Annotated in this window: 21 protein-coding genes; 6 read left to right on the forward strand and 15 right to left on the reverse strand. The window is 70.1% G+C overall.

Features of this window, described 5'->3' with window-relative positions:
- The first annotated feature begins 188 nt into the window (after positions 1-188).
- Positions 189-1,097, forward strand: coding sequence for a LysR substrate-binding domain-containing protein (locus ACAM52_RS32445; RefSeq protein WP_223301447.1), 909 nt, complete (start codon positions 189-191; stop codon positions 1,095-1,097).
- Positions 1,094-1,780 (forward strand): phosphoserine phosphatase SerB, encoded by a 687-nt coding sequence (serB, locus tag ACAM52_RS32450; RefSeq protein ID WP_369645577.1) that lies wholly within the window; start codon positions 1,094-1,096, stop codon positions 1,778-1,780. The genes ACAM52_RS32445 and serB overlap by 4 nt, the downstream gene beginning before the upstream one ends.
- On the opposite strand, the gene recG is transcribed toward serB, so the two are convergent.
- Genes recG through ACAM52_RS32465 form a run of 3 tightly spaced genes read right to left on the reverse strand, consistent with a single transcriptional unit; the run spans position 1,770 to position 6,060 of the window.
- Positions 1,770-3,905 carry an ATP-dependent DNA helicase RecG gene (gene recG / locus ACAM52_RS32455; protein WP_369645578.1) on the reverse strand — a complete coding sequence of 712 codons (2,136 nt, stop codon included), beginning with the start codon at positions 3,903-3,905 and terminating at the stop codon, positions 1,770-1,772. The two genes, serB and recG, sit on opposite strands and share 11 nt — an antisense overlap.
- Positions 3,890-5,380, reverse strand: coding sequence for a TIGR01777 family oxidoreductase (locus tag ACAM52_RS32460; RefSeq protein WP_369645579.1), 1,491 nt, complete (start codon positions 5,378-5,380; stop codon positions 3,890-3,892). Before ACAM52_RS32460 ends, recG begins: the two co-directional genes overlap by 16 nt.
- Positions 5,377-6,060 (reverse strand): DUF4166 domain-containing protein, encoded by a 684-nt coding sequence (locus ACAM52_RS32465; protein ID WP_369645580.1) that lies wholly within the window; start codon positions 6,058-6,060, stop codon positions 5,377-5,379. Before ACAM52_RS32465 ends, ACAM52_RS32460 begins: the two co-directional genes overlap by 4 nt.
- Positions 6,061-6,185: 125 nt before the next feature.
- Here ACAM52_RS32465 and queA point away from each other — a divergent pair, with 125 nt between their 5' ends.
- On the forward strand, positions 6,186-7,229 hold the full coding sequence (queA, locus tag ACAM52_RS32470; protein ID WP_369645581.1) for a tRNA preQ1(34) S-adenosylmethionine ribosyltransferase-isomerase QueA: 1,044 nt from the start codon (positions 6,186-6,188) through the stop codon (positions 7,227-7,229).
- 8 nt (positions 7,230-7,237) lie between these two features.
- Positions 7,238-8,410, forward strand: coding sequence for a tRNA guanosine(34) transglycosylase Tgt (gene tgt, locus ACAM52_RS32475; protein WP_159274089.1), 1,173 nt, complete (start codon positions 7,238-7,240; stop codon positions 8,408-8,410).
- Here the strand turns inward: tgt and ACAM52_RS32480 are convergent.
- Positions 8,407-8,775 (reverse strand): hypothetical protein, encoded by a 369-nt coding sequence (locus tag ACAM52_RS32480; protein ID WP_369645582.1) that lies wholly within the window; start codon positions 8,773-8,775, stop codon positions 8,407-8,409. The two genes, tgt and ACAM52_RS32480, sit on opposite strands and share 4 nt — an antisense overlap.
- A 134-nt stretch (positions 8,776-8,909) precedes the next feature.
- Between ACAM52_RS32480 and ACAM52_RS32485 the strand changes: the two genes are divergently transcribed.
- Complete coding sequence (locus ACAM52_RS32485) at positions 8,910-9,692, forward strand: SDR family NAD(P)-dependent oxidoreductase (RefSeq protein WP_369630603.1); 783 nt, start codon at positions 8,910-8,912, stop codon at positions 9,690-9,692.
- 72 nt (positions 9,693-9,764) lie between these two features.
- On the opposite strand, the gene ACAM52_RS32490 is transcribed toward ACAM52_RS32485, so the two are convergent.
- The 6 genes from ACAM52_RS32490 to ACAM52_RS32515 form a co-directional block, all read right to left on the reverse strand.
- Positions 9,765-10,142, reverse strand: a complete 378-nt coding sequence (locus ACAM52_RS32490; protein ID WP_095747238.1) for a DUF3597 domain-containing protein — start codon at positions 10,140-10,142, stop codon at positions 9,765-9,767.
- Between the two features lie 91 nt (positions 10,143-10,233).
- Complete coding sequence (locus ACAM52_RS32495; RefSeq protein WP_369645583.1) at positions 10,234-11,343, reverse strand: serine endopeptidase; 1,110 nt, start codon at positions 11,341-11,343, stop codon at positions 10,234-10,236.
- 43 nt (positions 11,344-11,386) lie between these two features.
- Positions 11,387-12,187 (reverse strand): DUF2145 domain-containing protein, encoded by an 801-nt coding sequence (locus tag ACAM52_RS32500; RefSeq protein WP_369645584.1) that lies wholly within the window; start codon positions 12,185-12,187, stop codon positions 11,387-11,389.
- On the reverse strand, positions 12,184-12,630 hold the full coding sequence (locus tag ACAM52_RS32505) for a hypothetical protein (RefSeq protein WP_062477469.1): 447 nt from the start codon (positions 12,628-12,630) through the stop codon (positions 12,184-12,186). The genes ACAM52_RS32500 and ACAM52_RS32505 overlap by 4 nt, the downstream gene beginning before the upstream one ends.
- A gap of 210 nt (positions 12,631-12,840) precedes the next feature.
- Positions 12,841-14,796, reverse strand: a complete 1,956-nt coding sequence (locus ACAM52_RS32510; RefSeq protein ID WP_369645585.1) for an MFS transporter — start codon at positions 14,794-14,796, stop codon at positions 12,841-12,843.
- Between the two features lie 62 nt (positions 14,797-14,858).
- Positions 14,859-15,716, reverse strand: a complete 858-nt coding sequence (locus tag ACAM52_RS32515) for a hypothetical protein (RefSeq protein WP_095747243.1) — start codon at positions 15,714-15,716, stop codon at positions 14,859-14,861.
- 138 nt (positions 15,717-15,854) lie between these two features.
- On the opposite strand from ACAM52_RS32515, the gene ACAM52_RS32520 reads away from it, so the two are divergent.
- Complete coding sequence (locus ACAM52_RS32520; RefSeq protein ID WP_062477478.1) at positions 15,855-16,589, forward strand: helix-turn-helix transcriptional regulator; 735 nt, start codon at positions 15,855-15,857, stop codon at positions 16,587-16,589.
- A 7-nt stretch (positions 16,590-16,596) separates the two neighbouring features.
- Here the strand turns inward: ACAM52_RS32520 and pyrF are convergent, their stop codons facing one another.
- Genes pyrF through ACAM52_RS32545 form a run of 5 tightly spaced genes read right to left on the reverse strand, consistent with a single transcriptional unit; the run spans position 16,597 to position 20,549 of the window.
- Positions 16,597-17,421 (reverse strand): orotidine-5'-phosphate decarboxylase, encoded by an 825-nt coding sequence (pyrF, locus tag ACAM52_RS32525; RefSeq protein WP_062477481.1) that lies wholly within the window; start codon positions 17,419-17,421, stop codon positions 16,597-16,599.
- Positions 17,422-17,454: 33 nt separating this feature from the next.
- Positions 17,455-18,291 carry a uracil-DNA glycosylase family protein gene (locus tag ACAM52_RS32530; protein WP_369645586.1) on the reverse strand — a complete coding sequence of 279 codons (837 nt, stop codon included), beginning with the start codon at positions 18,289-18,291 and terminating at the stop codon, positions 17,455-17,457.
- Complete coding sequence (rimI, locus tag ACAM52_RS32535; protein WP_062483095.1) at positions 18,288-18,830, reverse strand: ribosomal protein S18-alanine N-acetyltransferase; 543 nt, start codon at positions 18,828-18,830, stop codon at positions 18,288-18,290. Before rimI ends, ACAM52_RS32530 begins: the two co-directional genes overlap by 4 nt.
- On the reverse strand, positions 18,827-19,537 hold the full coding sequence (gene tsaB, locus ACAM52_RS32540; RefSeq protein ID WP_369645587.1) for a tRNA (adenosine(37)-N6)-threonylcarbamoyltransferase complex dimerization subunit type 1 TsaB: 711 nt from the start codon (positions 19,535-19,537) through the stop codon (positions 18,827-18,829). Before tsaB ends, rimI begins: the two co-directional genes overlap by 4 nt.
- The gene (locus ACAM52_RS32545; RefSeq protein ID WP_159274096.1) at positions 19,530-20,549 is read right to left on the reverse strand and encodes a DMT family transporter; all 1,020 of its coding nucleotides are present in this window, start codon (positions 20,547-20,549) and stop codon (positions 19,530-19,532) included. The genes tsaB and ACAM52_RS32545 overlap by 8 nt, the downstream gene beginning before the upstream one ends.
- Positions 20,550-20,596 lie beyond the last annotated feature (47 nt).

Consider the following 20,596-nt stretch of genomic DNA (forward strand, 5'->3'; position numbering starts at 1 on the left):
CAGGGTGGAAGGAAGCGCGATGCTAGGTGCGCCCCCTGCACGCCACCAGCCGTATTTTTTAAGGCGGCCGGTTAGTTTTTCTGCAGGCTTCCCGGTCTACGATGCGCGCCGGCCTCCAACCCCGGGCGGCACGCAACCGAACACGAAAAGAACATGAGGAAGACAAGCCCGCTCGCCAAGGTACGCATGTGGTGACCCGACGCCTCCCCCCTTTGAAGGCGCTGCGCGCCTTCGAAGCGGCGGCGCGCCATGCCAACTTCACCGCGGCCGCCGACGAACTCAGCATCACGCACAGCGCCGTCAGCCAGCAGATCCGCCTGCTGGAGGACTACCTGGGCCAGCCGCTGTTCGCGCGCGAGGCCCGCGGCGCGACGCTGCTGCCCCATGCGCGCGACTACTTCGCCGAGGTGCAGGCCAGCCTGGACCGCATCGCCAGCGCCACGGCCGCGCTGAAGTCGCCCCACCAGCGCGCCAGCCTGCGCGTGTGCACCACGCCCTCGCTGGCGATGAAGTGGCTCATCCCGCGGCTGGCCGGCTTCCAGGCCCTGGCGCCGCAGACCGACGTGCAGCTGTCGACCCTGGGCCGGCAGTTCTTCGACCAGGCCGAGGCCGGCAGCGACGTGCTGATCCGCCGCATTCCCATGCAGCGCCCCGACCACACCTGCGTGCGCTGCCTGGACGACCACCTCGTGGCCGTGGCGTCGCCGCGCTTCATCGAGCGCCACCGCATCGCCAGCATGGCCGACTGCCTGGGCCACCCGTTGCTGCAGGCCGCCGGCGAAGTGGAGAACTGGCCGCGCTGGTTCGAGTTGGCCGGCGTGCGCGTGCCGCCCCAGCTGCCCGGCCCCGTGTTCGACCACCAGTTTCTTTGCATGCAGGCCGCCATGAACGACCTGGGGCTCGCGCTGGCGCCCTGGTGCCTGCTCGAGGAAGACATCCGCGCCGACCGGCTGCGCCTGGTGTTTCCCGAACCGCGCCTGCCCGCCTCGGGCGTCTACGCGCTGTACCGCACCGAAGGGCCGGTGGCCGCGCTGGCACGGCAGTTCGTCGACTGGCTCGGCACGCAGCACTGGAACGCGGGAAGCCCCACCCCATGACCACCACGCTCACTCTTCCTCCCCTGCGGCTGTCGGACTTCAAGCTGATCGCCTTCGACATGGACTCGACGCTGATCGACATCGAGACGGTCGACGAGATCGCCGACATCGCGGGCTGCGGCCCCGAGGTCGCGGCCATCACCGAGGCCACGATGCGCGGCGAGATCACCGACTACAAGGACAGCCTGCGCCGGCGCGTGGCCCTGCTGCGCGGCGTGCCGCTGTCGGCGCTGCAGGCCGTGTACGACCAGCGCCTGCACCTGAACCCCGGCGCCGAGACGCTGATCGCCGCGTGCAAGCAAGCAGGCCTGCGCGTCGTGCTGCTGAGCGGCGGCTTCACCTTCTTCACCGACCGGCTGCGCGAGCGGCTGCAGCTGGACGACACGCGCTCCAACGTGCTGGAGATCGAAGACGGCCGGCTCACCGGGCGCATGCTGCCCCAGCCCTGGGGCGACATCTGCGACGGCGAGGCCAAGAAGGACAAGCTGCTCGAATGCTGCCGCGCGATGGACATATCGCCGGCCCGGGCCATCGCCGTGGGCGACGGCGCGAACGACCTGCCGATGATGCGCGCGGCGGGGCTGTCGGTGGCCTACCACGCCAAGCCGATGGTGCGCGAGGCGGCCATGCTGGCGATCGACGAGGGCGGGCTCAACCGGCTGCTCGACCTGCTCAAGCCTTGAGGTATTCGGCCTTGGTGCCGAGCCAGCGATCGATGTGGCGTTGCGCCAGCTCGGGGTGCTTCTGCAGCATCACCGGCGCGAGCTCGCGCGCCCAGTCGAGCAGCAGCGTGTCGGTCGCGAGGTCGGCAAAGCGCAGCAGCGGCGCGCCCGACTGGCGCGCGCCGAGGAACTCGCCGGGGCCGCGAATCTCGAGGTCGCGCCGCGCGATCTCGAAACCGTCGCCGGTCTCGGCCATCGCCTTGAGCCGCGCGCGCGCCGCTTCGCCGACGCGCCCGCTGTCGCCCGGCGCATAGAGCAGCACGCAGGCCGAGGCCGCCGCGCCGCGCCCCACGCGCCCGCGCAGCTGGTGCAGCTGCGACAGGCCGAAGCGCTCGGCATGCTCGATCACCATCAGCGAGGCGTTGGGCACGTCGACGCCCACTTCGATCACCGTGGTGCTCACCAGCACCTGGATCTCGTTGGCGGTGAAGGCCGCCATCACCGCCTGCTTCTCGGCCGTGGGCATGCGCGAATGCAGCAGGCCGACCTGGATGTGTTCGCCCAGCGTGCCGGCGAGTTCGTCGCGCGTCTCGGTCGCGTTGCGCAGGTCGACCGCCTCGCTCTCCTCGATCAGCGGGCAGACCCAGTAGACCTGACGGCCTTGTGAAATCTGCGCCTGGATGCGGTCGATGACCTCGTCGCGCCGGTGGTCGGCCACCAGCTTGGTGACGATGGGCGTGCGGCCGGGCGGCAGCTCGTCGAGCGTGGAGACGTCGAGGTCGGCGTAGTAGCTCATCGCGAGCGTGCGGGGGATGGGCGTGGCGCTCATCATCAGCAGGTGCGGTTCGAGATGACCACCGGCCTTGCCGCGCAATGCCAGGCGCTGTGCCACGCCGAAGCGGTGCTGCTCGTCGATGATGGCCAGCGCCAGGTTCTTGAAGCGCACCTTTTCCGAGATGACTGCATGCGTGCCGATGACCAGCGCGGCCTCGCCGCTTTCAACGGCGGCCGACATCTCGTCGCGTTCCTTCTTCTTCTGGCTGCCCGTGAGCCAGGCCACGCGCAGGCCGCGCTCGGCCAGCAGCGGATCGAGCCAGCCGACCAGCTTGCCGAAGTGCTGGGCCGCGAGGATTTCGGTGGGCGCCATCAGTGCGCACTGGAAGCCCGCGTCGATGCAGCGCGCCGCGGCCAGCGCCGCGACCACGGTCTTGCCCGAGCCCACGTCGCCCTGCAGCAGGCGGTGCATCGGAATCTGGCGGTGCAGGTCGGCCGTGATCTCCTCGCCCACGCGCTGCTGCGCGCCGGTGAGGCCGAAGGGCAGCACGGCGAGCAACTGCGCATGCAGCGAGCTCGCCGCCGCGTCAGTGGACGCAGGCAGCACCGGCGCACGCTGCGCCGCGCGCTCCAGCCGCGCCTGCAGCTGCGAGAGCTGCTGCGCCAGCAGCTCCTCGGCCTTGATGCGCTGCCACGCCGGATGGCTGTGGTCTTCGAGCGCGGCGATCGACACGTCGGGCGTCGGGTAGTGCAGGAAGCTCAGCGCGCTGCGCAGGTCCCACGCGCCGCGCAGGCCGATCTGCACTGGAATGGTCTCGTCGAGCAGCGCGCGCGCCAGGCCCGAGCGCACCTCGCGCCGCAGCACCGGCTGCGCGAGCCCGGCCACGGTCGAGTACACCGGCGTGAGCGCGTTGGGCAGCGCCGTGCCGGCCGCCTTGACGGTCGGGTGCATGATCTGGCGCCCCACGAAGCCGCCGCGCATCTCGCCGCGCACGCGCACCTTCGCGCCCACCGCCAACTGCTTTTGCTGCGAGGGATAGAAGTTGAAGAAACGCAGCTGGCAGGTGTCGCTGCCGTCGTCGATGGTGGCGATGAGCTGGCGGCGCGGGCGGAACACCACCTCGCACTCGGTGACCACGCCCTCGACCTGCGCCATGTCGCCGTCGCGCGTGTCGGCCAGGCGCACGATGCGGGTCTCGTCCTCGTAGCGCATCGGCAGGTAGAGCGCGAAGTCGATGTCGCGCACGAGGCCGAGCTTGCGCAGCGCGCGCTGCACGAGGCTCAGGCCGGTGCCGGGCGGTTGCGCCGGCGCGGCGGGGGGAGTCGGTTCTTTCTTGGCGGGCACGGACAAGGCTTCTAGCGTGGACGGCAAAGGTCCGTCAAGGCGCTGCGGGCATCGGGGAACATGAACTGGAAGCCGGTGCGCAGCAGCTGCACCGGCACCACGCGCTGGCCTTCGAGCAGCAGGTCGGCCTGCTCGCCGAGCAGCAGCTTCACGGGCGCGGCGGGCGTGGGCATCCAGCAGGGGCGGTGCAGCACGCCGGCGGCGACGCGGGTGAAGGCCTCCTGGCTCACTGCACCCGGTGCGGTGACGTTGAAGGCCTGCGCGGCGACAGGGTCGGTGGCGGACTCCGTCATCGTCCACACATGCGCGATGGCGCGGATCAGGTCATGCACATGCACCCACGACAGCCACTGCCGCCCGCTGCCCAGGCGCCCGCCCATGCCCAGTTGCACCGGCATCAGCAGCTGCGGCAGCGAGCCCTGGTGGCCCAGCACGAAGCCGAAGCGCAGGCAGGCCACGCGAACGCCGTGCGCCACGGCCGCGTGCGCCGCCTGCTCCCAGCGCTGGCACAGCGTCGACATGAAGATGCTCTGCGGCGGCGCGTCTTCGGTGAGCTCGGTGGCGTCGCCCTGCGGCTGCACGCCGTAGTAGCCGATGGCCGAGCCCGAGAGCAGCAGCCGTGGCTTGCTTGGACGCGCGGCGATCCATGCGACGAGCTGCTGCGTCAGGCCTTCGCGGCTTCGCAGCAGCTGCTGCTGGCGCCGCGCGCTCCAGCGCTGGCCGAGGATGCGCGCGCCCGCGAGGTTGACGACCACGTCGATGGCGTCCGCGGCGGGAATCTGGTCGAGCGACTGCACGCAGCGCACCGCGCCACCGAAGCCCCAGGCGGCACCGCGCGCGTCGCGCGTCCACACCGTCACCGCATGGCCGTCGGCCAGCAGGTGGCGCACGAGGATCTGGCCGATGAAGCCGGTGCCGCCCGTCACCAGCACTTGCTGCGGCTTCGTGCCGAAGTGCACCGGGGCCTCGACGGCGCGCACCTGCGCCTGCTTCTGCTGCTTGAACAGCGCGCGCGCCGCGAAGCCGTCGCGCAGGCCCGAGATACCGACACCCACGCCGCACAGCGCCAGGAAGGCGCTGAGCCAGCCGTGTGGCTGCCACACCATCGCCGTCGGTTGCGCTGCCCAGCCGACCGCGCTCATCGCCAGCAGCGCGATGAACGCGCCGGCGTTGATGGCCAGCACCGTGTGCGTCACGCGTTCGGTCGGCGGCAGCAGGCGGCTGCCGTCTTCGACCACGAAGTCCCACAGCGTGAGCACGATCTCGATGCCGAACACCGCGAGCAGCACCCACGCCCAGGCGCCGTGCCAGGCCCATGCCGACAGCCCGAGGAACAGCGCGCAATAGATCGACGAGCGCGTGGCATGGATCGCCAGCTCGCGCCCCGCCGTGCCGCGGCGCGGCAGGGCTTCTGTGCCTTCGTGGTGGTAGAGCGTGTCGAAGGCGCCTAACGCGCCTTGCGCCGCCATGAGCTGCAGGGCCAGCAGGTGCGTGTCGATCATGCGGACACCGCCTGCGGCTGCGGCTCCGGCACTTCCTCGAACGCGCCGACCTGCGTGAAGGTCGTGCCCATGAGGCAGTGGCGGATCTCGATGCGGATGTTGAAGCGCTCGGGCGTCTCGTTGTGGTGCCAGAGGAAAGTCTTGCCCGGCGTGAACAGGCCCGGCAGCGGAATGCGCCAGCCGAACACCTCCCAGAAATAGCCGTCGCTCTGGAAATGCAGGCTGCCGTTGGGCTCCACGCTCAGCACCAGCTTCATGCCCAGCCCCATGCCCACGTACTCCAGCACCTCGCCGCGCTCGCTCTCGCGCATGAAGCTGGTGAACTGGATCGGTTGGCGGCCGTGCAGCCGGTAGATGCGCTGCTTGTAGATGGCCGGGTCGTCGGGCCGGGCGTAGACCTGGATCTCGACCGGGAAGTGGCTGTCGCTGTAGGGGATCAGCGCGCCCTGGATCATCGGCTGCGTGAGGTGCCCCAAGAGCTTGCCGAAGCGCGAGCAGCGCAGCTCGCTGAGCGCGCCCAGGTAGTGCAGCGCCTTGCCCGGCAGGGGGTTCTTGTCGAAGCGCCGGCGGATGTCGGGGTGCAGCCCCATCCAGGCGCCGCCCAGGATCTTCTTGAAGAGCTCGCCTTCGGAAGGAGGGGCGGGGGCTGGCGTGACACGCGCGACGGAAGAATCGACCATGCGTCGATTCTGCCTCGGCAACCCCGAGCGGCGCCCGTGATTCCGGGCCATGGGACAATCGCCGCTCTCCGCCTTTTTCCCTTCCCATGCCTCCTTGGCACGGGCCCGTCCGGCCCTCAAGCACCATGCGCGCCTTCACGCTTTCCGATTTCGATTTCCATCTGCCGCCCGAGCTGGTGGCACAACACCCGGCCACCGAACGCACCGCCTCCCGTCTGCTCGACGGCACAGGCCCCGCCCCGGCCGACCGCATCTTCAAGGAACTGCCCTCGCTGCTGCGCGCGGGCGACCTGCTGGTCTTCAACGACACGCGCGTGGTCAAGGCGCGCCTGTTCGGCGAGAAGCCGACCGGCGGCAAGCTCGAGCTGCTGGTCGAGCGCGTGCTGCAGGGCCACGAGGTGGTCGCGCACATGAAGGTCAGCAAGAAGCCGCCGGCGGGCACCACACTGCAGATGGTCGGCGGCTTCCGCGCCACGCTGCTGGGCCGCTGGCCCGAGGAAGACGGCGCGCTGTTCCGCTTCGGCTTCGAGAGCGACGCCGGCGAAGACCCGTACGCGCTGATGCAGCGCTGCGGCCACGTGCCGCTGCCGCCCTACATCACGCACACCGATTCGGCCGACGACGAGAGCCGCTACCAGACCGTGTTCGCGCGCGTGCCCGGCGCCGTGGCCGCGCCCACGGCCGCATTGCATTTCGACGAAGGCCTGCTGGCCGAACTCGAAGCGCGCGGCGTGCAGCGCGCCAACGTCACGCTGCACGTGGGCGCCGGCACCTTCCAGCCGGTGAAGACCGAGAACATCGCCGAGCACACGATGCACGCCGAGCGCTACGAAGTGCCCGAGGCCACGCAGCGTGCGATTGCCGAGTGCAAGGCGCGAGACGGGCGCGTGGTCGCGGTGGGCACGACCACGGTGCGCACGCTCGAGTCGTGGGCCAAGAGCGGCGAGGCCACGGGCGACACGCGCATCTTCATCACGCCGGGCTTCGCCTTCGCGCATGTCGACGTGCTGGTGACCAACTTCCATTTGCCGAAGAGCACGCTGATGATGCTGGTTTCGGCCTTCGCGGGCTACGAGCGCGTGATGGCGCTGTATGCCCACGCCATCGCCAACGGCTACCGCTTCTTCAGCTACGGCGATGCCATGCTGCTCGCACGCACCCAGGACTGAACGACATCATGCTGAACTTCGAACTCCTCAAGACCGACCCCGACAGCCACGCGCGCCGCGCGACGCTCACGCTCAACCACGGCAAGGTCCAGACGCCGATCTTCATGCCCGTGGGCACCTACGGGACGGTCAAGGGCGTGATGCCGCGCAGCCTCGAAGAGATGGGCGCGCAGATCATCCTGGGCAACACCTTCCACCTGTGGATGCGCCCGGGGCTGGACGTGATGGCGAGCTTCGGCGGGCTGCACCAGTTCGAGAAATGGGACAAGCCCATCCTCACCGACTCGGGCGGCTTCCAGGTGTGGTCGCTGGGCGCGATGCGCAAGATCAGCGAAGAGGGCGTGAAGTTCGCGTCGCCCGTCAACGGCGACAAGCTGTTCCTCACGCCCGAGGTCTCGATGCAGATCCAGACCATCCTGAACAGCGACATCGTGATGCAGTTCGACGAGTGCACGCCCTACGACACTAAGGGCCACATCACGACCGAGGCCGAGGCGCGCGTCTCGATGGAACTGAGCCTGCGCTGGGCCAAGCGCTGCCAGGCGGAGTTCACGCGCCTGCAGAACCCGAACGCGCTGTTCGGCATCGTGCAGGGCGGCATGTTCGAGAACCTGCGCGAAGAGTCGCTGGCCGCGCTGGTCGACATGGACTTCCCCGGCTACGCCATCGGCGGCGTGAGCGTGGGCGAGCCCAAGGAAGAGATGCTGCACATCATGGGCCACACGCCGCACCGGCTGCCCGCGAACAAGCCGCGCTACCTGATGGGCGTGGGCACGCCCGAGGACCTGGTGCAGGGCGTGGCCGACGGCGTCGACATGTTCGACTGCGTGATGCCCACGCGCAATGCGCGCAACGGCACGATGTTCACGCGCTTCGGCGACCTGAAGATGCGCAACGCGCGCCACAAGAGCGACCCGCAGCCGGTCGACCCGAGCTGCACCTGCCACGCCTGCGCGGGCACCTCGGGCGTGAGCTGGAACGACGGCGGGCGCGAAGGCTTCAGCCGCGCCTACCTGCACCACCTGGACCGCTGCGGCGAAATGCTCGGCCCGATGCTGTGCACGATCCATAACCTGCACTACTACCTGAACCTGATGACGGAGATTCGCGCGGCGCTCGACGCGGGCACCTTCACGGCGTTCCGCGCGCAGTTCAAGGCGGACCGCGCACGCGGCGTCTAGGGCCTGATGGCCAGGGGCGTCGCGTAGGGCTCGATGCGCAGCAGCTCGTTCTTGAAAATCACGATCTGCTTGAGCGGCGCCTGCACCAGCGCCCCGCTCGCGTCCTTGTGCGAGGCGTACTGCCAGAGCGTGAGCTGGCCCTTCTCGGCCAGCATGGCGGCCAGCCGCTGCACGGGCGGCGCCGCGCCGGCGCCCAGCTGGGCCGCCTCGATGCCCACCACGATGTCGTCGCGCGGCGAGACCACCTTGAAGAGCAGCACGGGCGCCGGAGCCTGCGCCTGCGCCTGCGCGCGGACGTGCCGCGCCGCGAAGGCGGCCGGAAGCAGCGCGAGGCAGAAGACGAAGCGGCGGTTGAAGGAGCTCATGGGCCGAAGCGTATGCCTGCCACGGCGCCCTGCCCACAGGCCGGAAGCCATACGCCGGGTGGAGGCCCGGCCGGCACCAGGGACGCCGCCATCCGGTACGCTTGCCCTGTCTTCACTGCGGTTGTCCTCACCCCATGACCAACGCCTCCCCACCCACGGCCTATACCGCCCGCTACCCCTCGCTGGCCGGCCGCACCGTGTTCATCTCGGGCGGCGCCAGCGGCATCGGCGAATCGCTGGTGCGGGCCTTTCATGCCCAAGGCGCGAAGGTCGGCTTCTGCGACCTCGACACCGCCGCCGGCGATGCGCTTGCCGCGCAGCTGCAGGGCGCTCACCCCGCGCTGTTCGTGCCCTGCGACGTGACCGACACGGCCGCGCTCGCCGCCGCCATCGACGCGGTGCGCCAGCGCTTCGGGCCGGTGTCGGTGCTGCTGAACAACGCGGCCAACGACCGTCGCCACGAGATGGCCGACGTGACCAGCGACGACTTCGACCGCCTCGTGGCCGTCAACCTCAAGCACCAGTTCTTTGCCGCGCAGGCCGTGGCCGACGACATGCGCGCGCTGGGCGGCGGCTCGATCGTCAACTTCGGCTCGATCAGCTGGCTCATGAAGGGCCGCGGCTACCCGGTCTACCAGGCCTGCAAGGCGGGCGTGATCGGCCTCACGCGCTCGCTGGCGCGCGACCTGGGCAAGCAGAACATCCGGGTCAACACGATCATGCCGGGCTGGGTGATGACCGAGCGGCAGATCAAGCTGTGGGTGAAGCCCGAATCGGGCGCGGAGATCGATGCGGCCCAGTGCCTGCCGGGCCGCGTGATGGCGGAAGACATCGCCGCGATGGCGCTGTTCCTCGCGGCCGACGATTCGCGCATGTGCACCGCACAGGATTACGTGGTGGACGCAGGCTGGACCTGAAGCGCTTCAACGCTCGCCCCAAAGAAAAAAGCCCGGCGTGCCGGGCTTTTTGCTGCGTGGGTGGCGGGACGATCAGTCGCGCAGTTCGGCCGGCAGCGTGCCGCCATTGGCGGCGATGCGAGTCATCACCTGCTTGTGCAGGCCGATGTTCCATTCGGCCGAGCCCGGTTCGCCGTTGCTGTAGAGGATTTCGCTGGCCAGTTCCTTGCGCGCGGCGAGGCTGCTGTCCAGGCCCAGCAACTTGAGCAGGTCGACGATCGAGGTGCGCCAGTTCAGGCCGGCGGCACCTGGCATCGCGTCCAGGACGGCGGGCACGTCGCCCAGCGGGATCGCGGGCGGCGGTGCGGCAACGGCCGGCGCGCCGGGTGCAGCCGCCGGCGGTGCGGCGACGACTTCAGCGGCGTTGGCCGACGGGAAAATCTTGGAAAAAATCTTGCCGAAAATGCTCATGGGTGTGCTCCGTCAATGTGAATGGGAAAACCCGCGGCACGGCGTTGCGTGACGCAGCCCGGGGTTGTAGCACGACCGTGCGGCGCTTTCGCTACGTGGCCGGCTGAACCGGCGCGCCCGGCGTGACCGATTGCGCAGTGCCGGTCACAGGTGTATGCGGCGCCTGCGCAGCGGCCGAGGTTCCGCAGGCATGGCAGAACTTGGAGAACGCGCTCTTGCGCGTGCTGCAGTGGCCGCAGTGGTCGAACAGGCCGATGCCGCAGTGCGGGCAGAAGTCGATCTCGTTGTTCTTCAGGTCGACCGGCCGCTCGCAGCCGGGGCACACGCTCTTGGCCAGGCGGGCCAGCGCGGTGTCGTAGCTCAGCTCTTCGCGGCGCACCTGGTCGGGCTGCTGCTCGGCGAGCTTCTGGCGCGCCAGGTAGCGGTTGAGCGCCACGATGGCATAGCGCCCCACCAGCACCGTGAGCACGATGCCCACCACGTAGCGCACGTAGCCGCCGTAGCTCGGCAGGTAGGGCACCAGCTCGACGAAGAAGGCAAACAGCGCAAAGAAGATGAAGCCCCACACGAAGGGCCAGTAGGTGCTCTTGCGCTTCTTCACGAACAGCCAGCCGGCCACCAGCAGCAGCGGCAGGGTCAGCGCGAGCCGGTAGCCGAACACGCGCAGCTCGACGCGGCGGTACTCGGCGTCCAGGCGCTGCTGCGCGTCGTGCTCCAGCACGCCCAATGCCGCGCGCGCACGCTGCTCGGCCTGGCGCGCGTCGAGCGCGATCTGCCGTTGTGCGTCGGCCTTGCGCTGCGCCGCGTCTTCCTTCTGCTTGAAGGCGTCGAGCGCCTTGGTGCGCGCGATGAGCTCGGTGTCCTGGTCGGGCTGCGCGGTGGCGCGGCGCGTGGCGATCCAGTTGCCGAAGGTCTCGCGCGCGTTGGCGCTGGCCTGCTGCGCGGTGTTGAGCTGCAGCTGCGCCTGGTCGAGGTCGCGCGCGGCCTGCAGCTCGGCGGCCTCCGAGGCCTTGATGGTGGCGCGCAGCGGTTCGGCCGCGGGCTTGTCGATGAAGTCGTCGAGCACGCGCACGCGCTCGACCTGCGGCAGGTCGCCCACGATCGTGCTGCCCAGCCCGATCAGGAAGCTCGCAAACACGAACGCCACCAGCCACAGGCCGCGGCGGAACCACTTCTCGGACAGGCGCAGGGATTTGCTCATGGTCTTACCTTCGTTCTTTCTTTTCTTCGTTGCTTTTCTTCGCTCAGAGCTTGAGTGTGACCGGCGCCGCGCCTAAGCCCGCACGCGGCAGCCAGGCGAACACCGAGTCGACGGTCACGGTCTCGATGCGGTCCGAAAACCGCTTCTCGTTCGGATGATCGTCGAAAGCGATGTTGGCCGAGCCCACGCGCCCGCCCAGGCGGGTCAGCGGGCCGAGGTTCAGCGTGGTCGGCTCGTAGCCCTTGAACCGCAGCCAGGCCTGCGCCTGCGCGCGGGTGCCGATGGTGGCGGGTTCCATCGCGGCGGCCAGGGTCTCGATGGCCCACTGGTTCGACTGCTGGTACTTCTGGCCCCAGGCGTAGCTCACGATGCTGTAGGGCGCCACGTTCAGGCGCACGAGGCGCGCATCGGGCTCGCGCAGCGCGGCCATCAGCTGCGCCTGCACCGCCGGCGTGGGCACGGACCAGGCGGCCTCGTAGCGCCACAGGTCGTCGAGGAAGAACTCGCCCAGCCCCTGCCGGTAGACCGCAGCCACCGCCGTGCCGCAGTGGTTGAGCTTGTGCACCACGCGCCACGGGCCTTCGTCGGTCTTGTAGGCGATGCCCAGGTGCGAATAGCGCAGGCCGTACTTGCCCAGGTCCTGCCCGGCGCGCGCCAGGATGACCACGCGCGCGCCACTCGCATCGAGCTGCTGCGAGGTGCGCTCGGCCAGCTGCATGCCCTTGACGATCAGCGCCGGCGTCGGCCTGACCTGTTCGCACGAGCGGCCGGCGTTCGCCTGCAAGGGCAGCACCGCTGCGACGGCGAACGCCAGCAGCAGCGCGGGGCGCAAGGCGGGTTTCACGACAGTCTTTCGTTGTGGAGCAGTGCGCGGCCGACCGCGTTGGGCACGAAGGCCAGCACCTCGCCCGCGGCCGAGAGCACGACGCCCGTGCCGATCACGCTCACGACCACGGCCGTGCCGGCGGCCGCCGACACGCCACGGGTGGCGCGCCCCATCACCTTGACGCTGGCGCGGGCGCCGTCCGAGGCGCGTTCGAGCAGGTAGACGGTGCCATCGACCGAGGCCTCGACCGCGATCACGGTGAGCACCGAACCGCCCACCGACAGCGCCGCGGGCACGGCGACCACCGCAGTGGCCGAGGCACCGACGACCGACGCAGCACCGACCACCGAGGCCACGGGCAGCAGCGACAGCGCGGCCGAGGCCTCGCTCTGGGCCCGTGCGGGCAGCGGCGTCGCGACACCCGCGAACGCGGCGCAGGCGGCAAAGGCCAGGGCGGCCATCGAGCGCGCCAGGGCGGTCCTGCGCGAAGCCGGCAGGCCGCGCGGGATGATCGAAACGGTGGGGGATGAGAGGGGTTGCATGAAGGCCTCGCGGCGCAGTGAAGGTGAGCGAATGATGGTTCGCCTTCACGCCGCGGGGCTCGAATACTTCAACCAGTTGCGATCCCGGCGTCCCGCAGTATCCCGAAGAGATACTTTGGAGTGCGCGCCTCAGGAGGCCAGCAGGCCGGCCACGCGCTGGCGCAGCGTCTCGGGCTGCACCTCCTGCGGCGCCACGGGGTGCCCCACGCGCAGGCCCACGCGGCTGAAGAGGCCGCGGCGGAAGGGCTTGGCCATGGCGACCTGCTGGCCGCCGCGCAGCTCGATGCGGCTGAAGTACGAGCCCCAGAGGTTGGTCAGCGCCATCGGAATCACCGGGGGCTCGATGCCTTCGGCGCGCGCGCCTTCGAGAATCTTCATCACGCCGCCCTTGAAGGGCTGCAGCTCGCCGTCGCGCGTGATCGCGCCTTCGGGGAAGATCGCGAGCAGGTCGCCCTCGCGCAGCACGCCGACGGCCTTGGCAAAGGCCGCCTCGTACGCGGCCGGGTCTTCCTTCTGCGGCGCGATCGGGATGGCCTTGGCCAGCTTGAACAGCCAGCCGAGCACCGGCACCTTGAAGATGCGGTGGTCCATGATGAAGCGGATCGGGCGCGGGCTTGCGGCCATCAGCAGCACCGCGTCGATGAAGCTCACGTGGTTGCACACCAGCACGGCGGCGCCCTCGGTGGGAATGTGCTGATCGTCCTTGATGTCGAAGCGGTACACGAAGCGCGACAGCACCCAGGCCACGAAGCGCAGCAGGTACTCGGGCACCAGCATGAAGATGTAGAACGCCACCACCGCGTTGGCGATGCCGGTGAACAGGAAGATCTGCGGGATGGTGAAGCCCGCGCCCAGCAGCGCACCGGCCAGCACCGAGCTGCCGATCATGAAGAGCGCGTTGAGGATGTTGTTCGCCGCGATGATCCGCGCGCGGTGCGTGGGCTGGCTGCGCAGCTGGATCAGCGCGTACATCGGCACGCTGTACAGGCCCGCGAAGAGCGACAGCAGCGCGAGGTCGGCCATCACGCGCCAGTGCGCGGCCTGGTGGACGAAAGCGCCCAGGCCCATGCCGGCCGAAGGCGGCAAGGCCCGCGAGGCAAAGTACAGGTCGATGGCGAACACGCTCATGCCGATGGCGCCCAGCGGCACGAGGCCGATCTCGACCTGCCGGCGGCTCAGCGTCTCGCACAGCAGCGAGCCCACGCCGATGCCCACCGAGAACACCACCAAGAGCAGCGACGCCACCTGCTCGTCGCCGTGCAGCACCTCCTTCGCGAAGCTGGGGAACTGGCTCAGGAACACTGCGCCGAAGAACCACATCCACGAGATGCCCAGCAGCGAGCGGAACACCACGATGTTCTCGCGCGCCAGCATCAGGTTGCGCCAGGTTTCGCTGAAGGGGTTCCAGTTGATGACCAGACTGGGGTCGGTGGCCGGCGCGGGCGGAATGGCCTGCGCCACGCCGCGCCCCACCAGCGCCAGCAGCAGGCAGGCCACGGCCACCGTGGTGTGGCCGATCTGCGGCATCGCCACCAGCAGCCCGCCCGCCACCTGGCCCAGCAGGATGGCGACGAAGGTGCCCATCTCGACCATGCCGTTGCCGCCCGTGAGCTCGCGCGAATCGAGCACCTGCGGCAGGTAGGCGAACTTGACGGGCCCGAACAGCGTGGAGTGCAGCCCCATGAGGAACACGCAGCCCAGCAGCACCACCGCGTCGGCGCGCACGAAACCCCAGGCGGCGATCACCATGATCGCGATCTCGAGGTTCTTGACGAAGCGGATCATCTTCGTCTTGTCGAACTTGTCGGTCAGCTGCCCGGCCGTGGCCGAGAACAGCAAGAAGGGCAGGATGAACAGCGCGCCGATCACCAGCCCCGCCATCGCGGGCGGCATCCAGCTCAGTTGCAGCTGGTAGGTCACCATGACGGTGAAGGCGAACTTGAAGAGGTTGTCGTTCGCGGCGCCCGCGAACTGGGTCCAGAAGAAGGGCGCGAAGCGCCGCTGGCCGAGCAGGGCGAACTGGTTCGCGTGGGCGTTGGGCTCATGCACCACGGGCGCAGTCGCGGCGGCGGCGGGGGTTGTCATGCGATGCAATCTCCTCTTTGTCTTCTACCGCTGCGCCACGGGCGTTCCGTGGTCAGGCCGCGTCATGCCGCGATCGCGGCAGGGTCGGGATTGTGCCGCAGCAGCGTCGCGCGCCAGCCCTTTTCGAGGCGGTACAGCGCCATCAGCACAGGCAGGCCGGCCAGCGACGCCACCAGGTGCTTGAGCGTGTGGCCCGACACGAGGTGGCCGGTGGCTTCGTAGATGGCGTGGTCGCCCAATTCGAAGGCCTTGGCCACCACATAGAACGCGATCACCCAGCCCAGCTTGAGCCCGACGGCGCCGCGCATCGGCGTGGCCAGCGCCAGCGTGAGCACCACCGCCATGCCGCCGAACTGCACCAGCGCCCAGGGCAGCACGTTGCCGGTTTCCTGGCAGACCTCGGCCGCCAGCAGGCCGGCCGTGAGCACGAACCAGGCGGCCGGCCAGCCGGCGCGCTGGCTGACGCGTTCGCAGACCGCGATGCCGATCAGGCCCGCGAAGGCCACGGCCATGCCGGCGCGGTCGGCGGCGAGGCGGGGCGCGTCGGGCATCAGGTGATAGAAGGCCGAACCGGCGGCGGTGGCGATCAGGCCGGCGAAGAACAGCCAGGCGCAGTCCAGCGTGTTGTCCGGCGGGTCGTTCGCGGGCGGCGCCAGCGGGAACCCGGCCAGCGCTTCCTGGTGCGAACGGTCGATGCGGTTGAGCCGGTACAGCCCCAGGCAGCCGATCGCCAGGAACGGCAGGTTGCTCAGCACGTCCATCGCGTTGGGCAGGTGGAACAGCGGCCGGTTGTCGGCGAACACGGAGGCGATCGCCACGTCGGCGGCCGGCAGCGCCGGGCCGAAGAAGGCGATCAGCAAGAGCAGCGCGAAGGTGAACAACAGTCCGCGTTCGCGGCGTGTCAGGGTGGGCAGAAGCATGGCGTTCCTCGGTGGGGTGGTGGCTGGCGGGTGGAATCTAGTTGCCAGCCCTCCCCCAGGCATCGAGAATCGATACGAGGCACTATTTCACTCCCTTCGGTATCCTTTTTCTATACCTTCAACCCGTACCCTCCCTTCATGAGCACCACCGTCGACCTGGTCCAGGCCCTCAAGAACGAACTCAAAAGCGCCCGCATGACGTATGCCGACCTGGCCCGGTCGCTGGACATGGCGGAGTCCAGCGTCAAGCGCATGCTGGCCAAGAGCGACATGCCGCTGTCGCGCGTCGATGCGATCTGCCGCGCCCTGAAGATCGATTTCGCCGAGCTGGCGCGGCGCGTGGCCGACGCCCAGCCGCTGCTGAAGGAGCTGACCCACGAGCAGGAAAAGGCCGTGGTCAAGGACAAGAAGCTGCTGCTGGTGGCGATCAGCGTGCTGAGCCAGTGGACGCTGGAGCAGATCGTGTCGTCGTACCGGATCACCGAGGCCGAGTGCATCGGCTGCCTGGCGCAGCTGGACCGCATCGGCATCATCGAGCTGCGCCCGCTCAACCGGTATCGCCTGAAGCTCGCGAAAACCTTCCGCTGGCGCCCGCACGGCCCGGTGATGGAGTTCTTCCGCGAGAACGTGGTGCTCGACTACTACAAGGGCGGTTTCGACGGCCCGGCCGAAGGGCTGCTGCTGGTGCACGGCTCGATCAGCCGGTCGCTGGCGCCCGCCTTCATGGAGCGGCTGCAGCGCGTGGCGCAAGATTTCGCGCAGCAGCACCAGACCGACCAGAAGCTGTCGGCCAAGGACCGCGAGGGCTACACCCTGCTCCTTGGCATGCGCAACTGGGAGTTCGAGCTCTTCACCCGCCTGCGGCGGAACTGAAGGCCCGTCAGGGCTTCGCTGCTTCCAATGCGTCGCGCGTGGTGCGCGCGGCGTTCTTCGCCGCGTCCGCGAAGTCTTCGCCCGACGAGGCGTAGATGATCGCCCGCGACGAGTTCACGATGATCGGCGCGTCGGCGCGCCAGCCGGCGCGCACGGTGGCGACCGCGTCGCCGCCCTGGGCACCGACGCCCGGGATCAGCAGCGGCACCGTCGGCGCGAGTTCGCGCACGCGCTCGATCTCGGCCGGGTAGGTCGCGCCCACCACGAGGCCGAGCTGGCCGTTGAGGTTCCACGGGCCCTGCGCCAGGCGGGCGACGTGCTCGTACAGGAAGGGCTGGCCCTCGACGCTGGCCAGCCGCTGGCCCTGCAGGTCGGAACCGCCGGGGTTGCTGGTGCGGCACAGCAGGAAGGCGCCCTTGCCTTCGTACTGGAGATACGGCGCGACCGAGTCGAAGCCCATGAAGGGCGACAGGGTCACGGCGTCGGCGCCGTAGCGCTCGAAGGCTTCGAGCGCGTACTGCTCGGCGGTGGAGCCGATGTCGCCGCGCTTGGCGTCCAGGATGGTGGGCACATGGGGCGCGTTGCGGCGCATGTGCTCCATCAGGCGTTCGAGCTGGTCTTCGGCGCGGTGGGCCGCGAAGTAGGCGATCTGGGGCTTGAAGGCGATGACCAGGTCGGCCGTCGCGTCGACGATGCGCGCGCAGAAGTCATAGATGCGGCTGGCGTCGCCCTTGTACGCCCCCGGGAATTTGGCTGGCTCCGGGTCGAGGCCCACGCAGAGCAACGAACCGTTGGTTTGCTGTGCAGCGGCCAGCTTGTCGAGGAAAGTCATGGGGCCCGATTTTACGGACCCCGCCCGCCGCTCTCAGGCCGTAGGGGTGGCCTGCTCTGCCGCCAGGCACAGGTCGGCCCAGGCGCGGGCCTTGTCGGCCGGGTTGCGCAGCAGGTAGGCGGGGTGGTAGGTGGCCACCACCGGCACGCCGTTCGCCGACGCCGACGCCAGCGGCACGGCGCGACCGCGCAACTTGCCGAGCGGATCGCGGCTTTGCATGAGGCTCTGCGCGGCCAGTGGGCCCATCGCCAGCACGATGCTTGGCGCCAGCGCCGCCGCATGGGCGTCGAAGGCGGCGTCGATCGGCTGCGGGCTGCCGGGCTGGCCGGCGGCCACGCCGCGGTGCGTGCGCATCAGGTGCACGGGCGTGCGGCCGTCGTGCAGCTTCAGCGCGCGCAGCATGTTGTCGAGCAGGCGGCCGGCGTCGCCCGCGAAGGGCTCGCCGTGGCGGCCGTCGGCCTCGGGCGGCATGTCGGCCACGACCAGCCAGCCGCCCTGCACCGGCGCCGCGGCATCGGCCTTGTCGGCGTACAGGCGGCAGGGTGCTTCGACCAGCACGGCGGCGCCTTGCGCGACGGGCGGTGCCGCCACGGGACGCGGTGCCGGCGCAGCCACGGGGCGGGCAACAGGTGCCGGTGCCGGGCGCGGAGGCGGCGCGTCGTACGACTGGTCGCGATCGTCGAGCTCCAGCGGCGGGCCTTCGGGCATGTCGGGCATGCCGGAATCAGCGGCCACGGGGGCCTGCGGCTCGGCTTCGACTTCGATCTCGGGTTCCGGCGGCACGGGCCACCAGACCTTCACGCCCATCTCGTCGAGCATGGCGCGCTGGCGCGCGTCCAGGCGCAGGGTGTGGACTGCGGTGTCCGTCATCGCAAAGCTCCCCAGGCGGAGCCTGTTTCGTTGAGGCGCATGCTCATGACGACCGCGTCTTCACGCTTGCCGTCGAACGCCGGGTAGTAGCCCTTGCGCACGCCGACGCTGCGAAAGCCTTGCCGCAGGTAGATGTCGAGCGCGCGCCGGTTGCTTTCGCGCACCTCGAGCCACAGCCACAGCGCGCCCTCGCCACGCGACCAGCCGGCCAGCGCCTCGAGCATGAGCGGCGCCCAGCCCTGGCGCTGGAAAGCCGGCGCCACGGTGATGTTGAGCAGGTGCACCTCGTCCACGCCCTTCATGGCGACGAAGTAGCCGATCAGCGTTTCGCCCAGGCTCGTGCAGGGCGACTCGACACCCGGCGCCACGCCGGGCGCCAGCAGGCACTGGCAGTGGTAGCCCACGGCCATGGAATCGGTGAAGTTGGCGCGCGTCCAGGGGTGCGTGTAGGCCGTCTGCTCGACCGCGCACACGGCATCGATCCGCTCGACGGTGAGCGGTTCAAGACGGGCTTCGACGGACTGGAGGACGGCGCTCATGCGGGGTTCGGCGGAACGGCGGCCGCCGCCTTGATGGCGGCGCGTTCCTCGGTGGTTTGCGCCACTTTATCGCGAACGTACAGCGGCCAGGCCTGCGCGGCGGGCACGGTGCGGCCGGCCGCGAGCAGCGCGGGCGCCAGCCGCAGCATGGCGGCGGCCGTGGGCAGCACTTCGTGGCGGGCCGTAGCGGCCGCCAGGCGCGGGCCGTAGGCGGTGAAGGCATTGCCGGCCAGCGCCCAGCCGGCCGGCACCTCGAGCGCCTCGGGGGCGAGCAGCAGCGGCTCGGGGTCGCCGCCGAATGGGCCGGCGGAGGCGAAGTCGTAGTGCGCGGCGTAGAGCTGGTCCATGCGCGCGTCGAGCGCGGCCACCACGCGCTGCGCACCGAAGGCATGGCGCGCCTCGTCGGCCACGGCCAGCAGGGTGTCGACCGGCAACAGCGGCACCTTGGCGCCGAAGGCCAGGCCCTGCGCCACCGAACAGGCGGTGCGCAGGCCGGTGAAGGAGCCCGGGCCGCGCCCGAAGACGATGGCGTCGAGCTCGGCCAGCGTGAGCCCCGCGTCGGCGAGCAGTTCGCGAATCAATGGCAGCAGCGTGCTCGACGCCTGCGCGCCGCCCACGCCGCTGTGCGCCAGCACGCGGTCGCCGTGGCGCACCGCGACCGACAGGTGCTCGGTGCTCGTGTCGAAGGCCAGCAGCTTGTCAGACATTGGGACGTCCCATTCCCGCCGGGCACGGCGTCGGGCAGACCGGCGCCACGCGCACGGCCGCCGCGCGCACGCCGAACAGGATGCCGGCCGTCACCAGCGCAAGACCGGCGACCAGGCTCCAGTGCATGGGTTCGTCCAGCCACAGCACCGCGCCGAAGGCCGACAGGCCCGGCACCAGCGCCGTGATCATGGTGGTGCGCACGGGGCCGAAGTGCTGGATCATCTTCGTGAAGGTGATGCCCGAGATCACCACCGAGCCGACGCCCTGGAAGGCCATCTGGAACGCGACCTCGCCCCACGGCGCGCTGCCGATGTGGCTCACGACCGCGCCCGAAGCCACCAGCAAGGTGTAGACCGGCACATAGGTCATGAGCGCGAACACGGTGATGGCGATGGTCGCGCGCACCGCGTCCAGGCCGTGGCGGCGCGCCACCACGCTGTAGCAGGCCCAGCAGAAGGCGGCGCCCATGAACATCAGGTCGCCCTTCCAGACCTCGCCGCCCTCGAAGGCATGCAGCAGGCTGCGCCCGCCAACCACGAGGTCGCCCGCGACGATCATCGCCAGCCCGATGGCGCGCGTGGGCGTGATGCGGTCGCGCAGCACCAGCGCGGCCAGCAGCGTGGTCCACAGCGGCAGGCTGCCGGGCATCAGCACGGCAGCATGGCCGGCCGGCGCAAAGAAGAAGCCGCTATAGGCGATGAGGGCGTAGGCCACGCCGCCGAAGATGCCGGCGGTGGCGGTCACGCGCAGCGACAGCGGCGACAGGCCGAAGAACGAGGACACGGCGCCGCGGTGCTTGGTCGCCAGCCACGCGCCCCAGGGCACCAGCACCAGGCTGGCGCCGCACATGCGCGCAAAGGCCAGGTCGAAGGGCGTGAGCGAGCGCGCGGCCGAGGCGCGCGCGATGAGGATGAAGGCGGTCCAGACCACGACGGTGACCACGGCCGCGCCGATGCCGAGCATGCGGGGAGACAGGAGGGGCGGGGAGGTCTGCGGGGGCGCGGCGGGCATCCCGCCATTATCGAGGGCAGGCCCCAGCCGCGCAGGGGCGGGGCGAA

The sequence above is a fragment of the Variovorax sp. V118 genome, assembly GCF_041154445.1.
GTDB classification, from domain to species: domain Bacteria; phylum Pseudomonadota; class Gammaproteobacteria; order Burkholderiales; family Burkholderiaceae_C; genus Variovorax; species Variovorax boronicumulans.

Bases quoted from the DNA above. Each gene is read 5' to 3' on its own strand.
- serB (WP_369645577.1), top strand. From the start codon at position 1,094: ATGACCACCACGCTCACTCTTCCTCCCCTGCGGCTGTCGGACTTCAAG.
- ACAM52_RS32460 (WP_369645579.1), bottom strand. From the start codon at position 5,380: ATGATCGACACGCACCTGCTGGCCCTGCAGCTCATGGCGGCGCAAGGC.
- ACAM52_RS32465 (WP_369645580.1), bottom strand. From the start codon at position 6,060: ATGGTCGATTCTTCCGTCGCGCGTGTCACGCCAGCCCCCGCCCCTCCT.
- queA (WP_369645581.1), top strand. From the start codon at position 6,186: ATGCGCGCCTTCACGCTTTCCGATTTCGATTTCCATCTGCCGCCCGAG.
- tgt (WP_159274089.1), top strand. From the start codon at position 7,238: ATGCTGAACTTCGAACTCCTCAAGACCGACCCCGACAGCCACGCGCGC.
- ACAM52_RS32480 (WP_369645582.1), bottom strand. From the start codon at position 8,775: ATGAGCTCCTTCAACCGCCGCTTCGTCTTCTGCCTCGCGCTGCTTCCG.
- ACAM52_RS32485 (WP_369630603.1), top strand. From the start codon at position 8,910: ATGACCAACGCCTCCCCACCCACGGCCTATACCGCCCGCTACCCCTCG.
- ACAM52_RS32490 (WP_095747238.1), bottom strand. From the start codon at position 10,142: ATGAGCATTTTCGGCAAGATTTTTTCCAAGATTTTCCCGTCGGCCAAC.
- ACAM52_RS32495 (WP_369645583.1), bottom strand. From the start codon at position 11,343: ATGAGCAAATCCCTGCGCCTGTCCGAGAAGTGGTTCCGCCGCGGCCTG.
- ACAM52_RS32505 (WP_062477469.1), bottom strand. From the start codon at position 12,630: ATGGCCGCCCTGGCCTTTGCCGCCTGCGCCGCGTTCGCGGGTGTCGCG.
- ACAM52_RS32510 (WP_369645585.1), bottom strand. From the start codon at position 14,796: ATGACAACCCCCGCCGCCGCCGCGACTGCGCCCGTGGTGCATGAGCCC.
- ACAM52_RS32515 (WP_095747243.1), bottom strand. From the start codon at position 15,716: ATGCTTCTGCCCACCCTGACACGCCGCGAACGCGGACTGTTGTTCACC.
- ACAM52_RS32520 (WP_062477478.1), top strand. From the start codon at position 15,855: ATGAGCACCACCGTCGACCTGGTCCAGGCCCTCAAGAACGAACTCAAA.
- pyrF (WP_062477481.1), bottom strand. From the start codon at position 17,421: ATGACTTTCCTCGACAAGCTGGCCGCTGCACAGCAAACCAACGGTTCG.
- ACAM52_RS32530 (WP_369645586.1), bottom strand. From the start codon at position 18,291: ATGACGGACACCGCAGTCCACACCCTGCGCCTGGACGCGCGCCAGCGC.
- rimI (WP_062483095.1), bottom strand. From the start codon at position 18,830: ATGAGCGCCGTCCTCCAGTCCGTCGAAGCCCGTCTTGAACCGCTCACC.
- tsaB (WP_369645587.1), bottom strand. From the start codon at position 19,537: ATGTCTGACAAGCTGCTGGCCTTCGACACGAGCACCGAGCACCTGTCG.
- ACAM52_RS32545 (WP_159274096.1), bottom strand. From the start codon at position 20,549: ATGCCCGCCGCGCCCCCGCAGACCTCCCCGCCCCTCCTGTCTCCCCGC.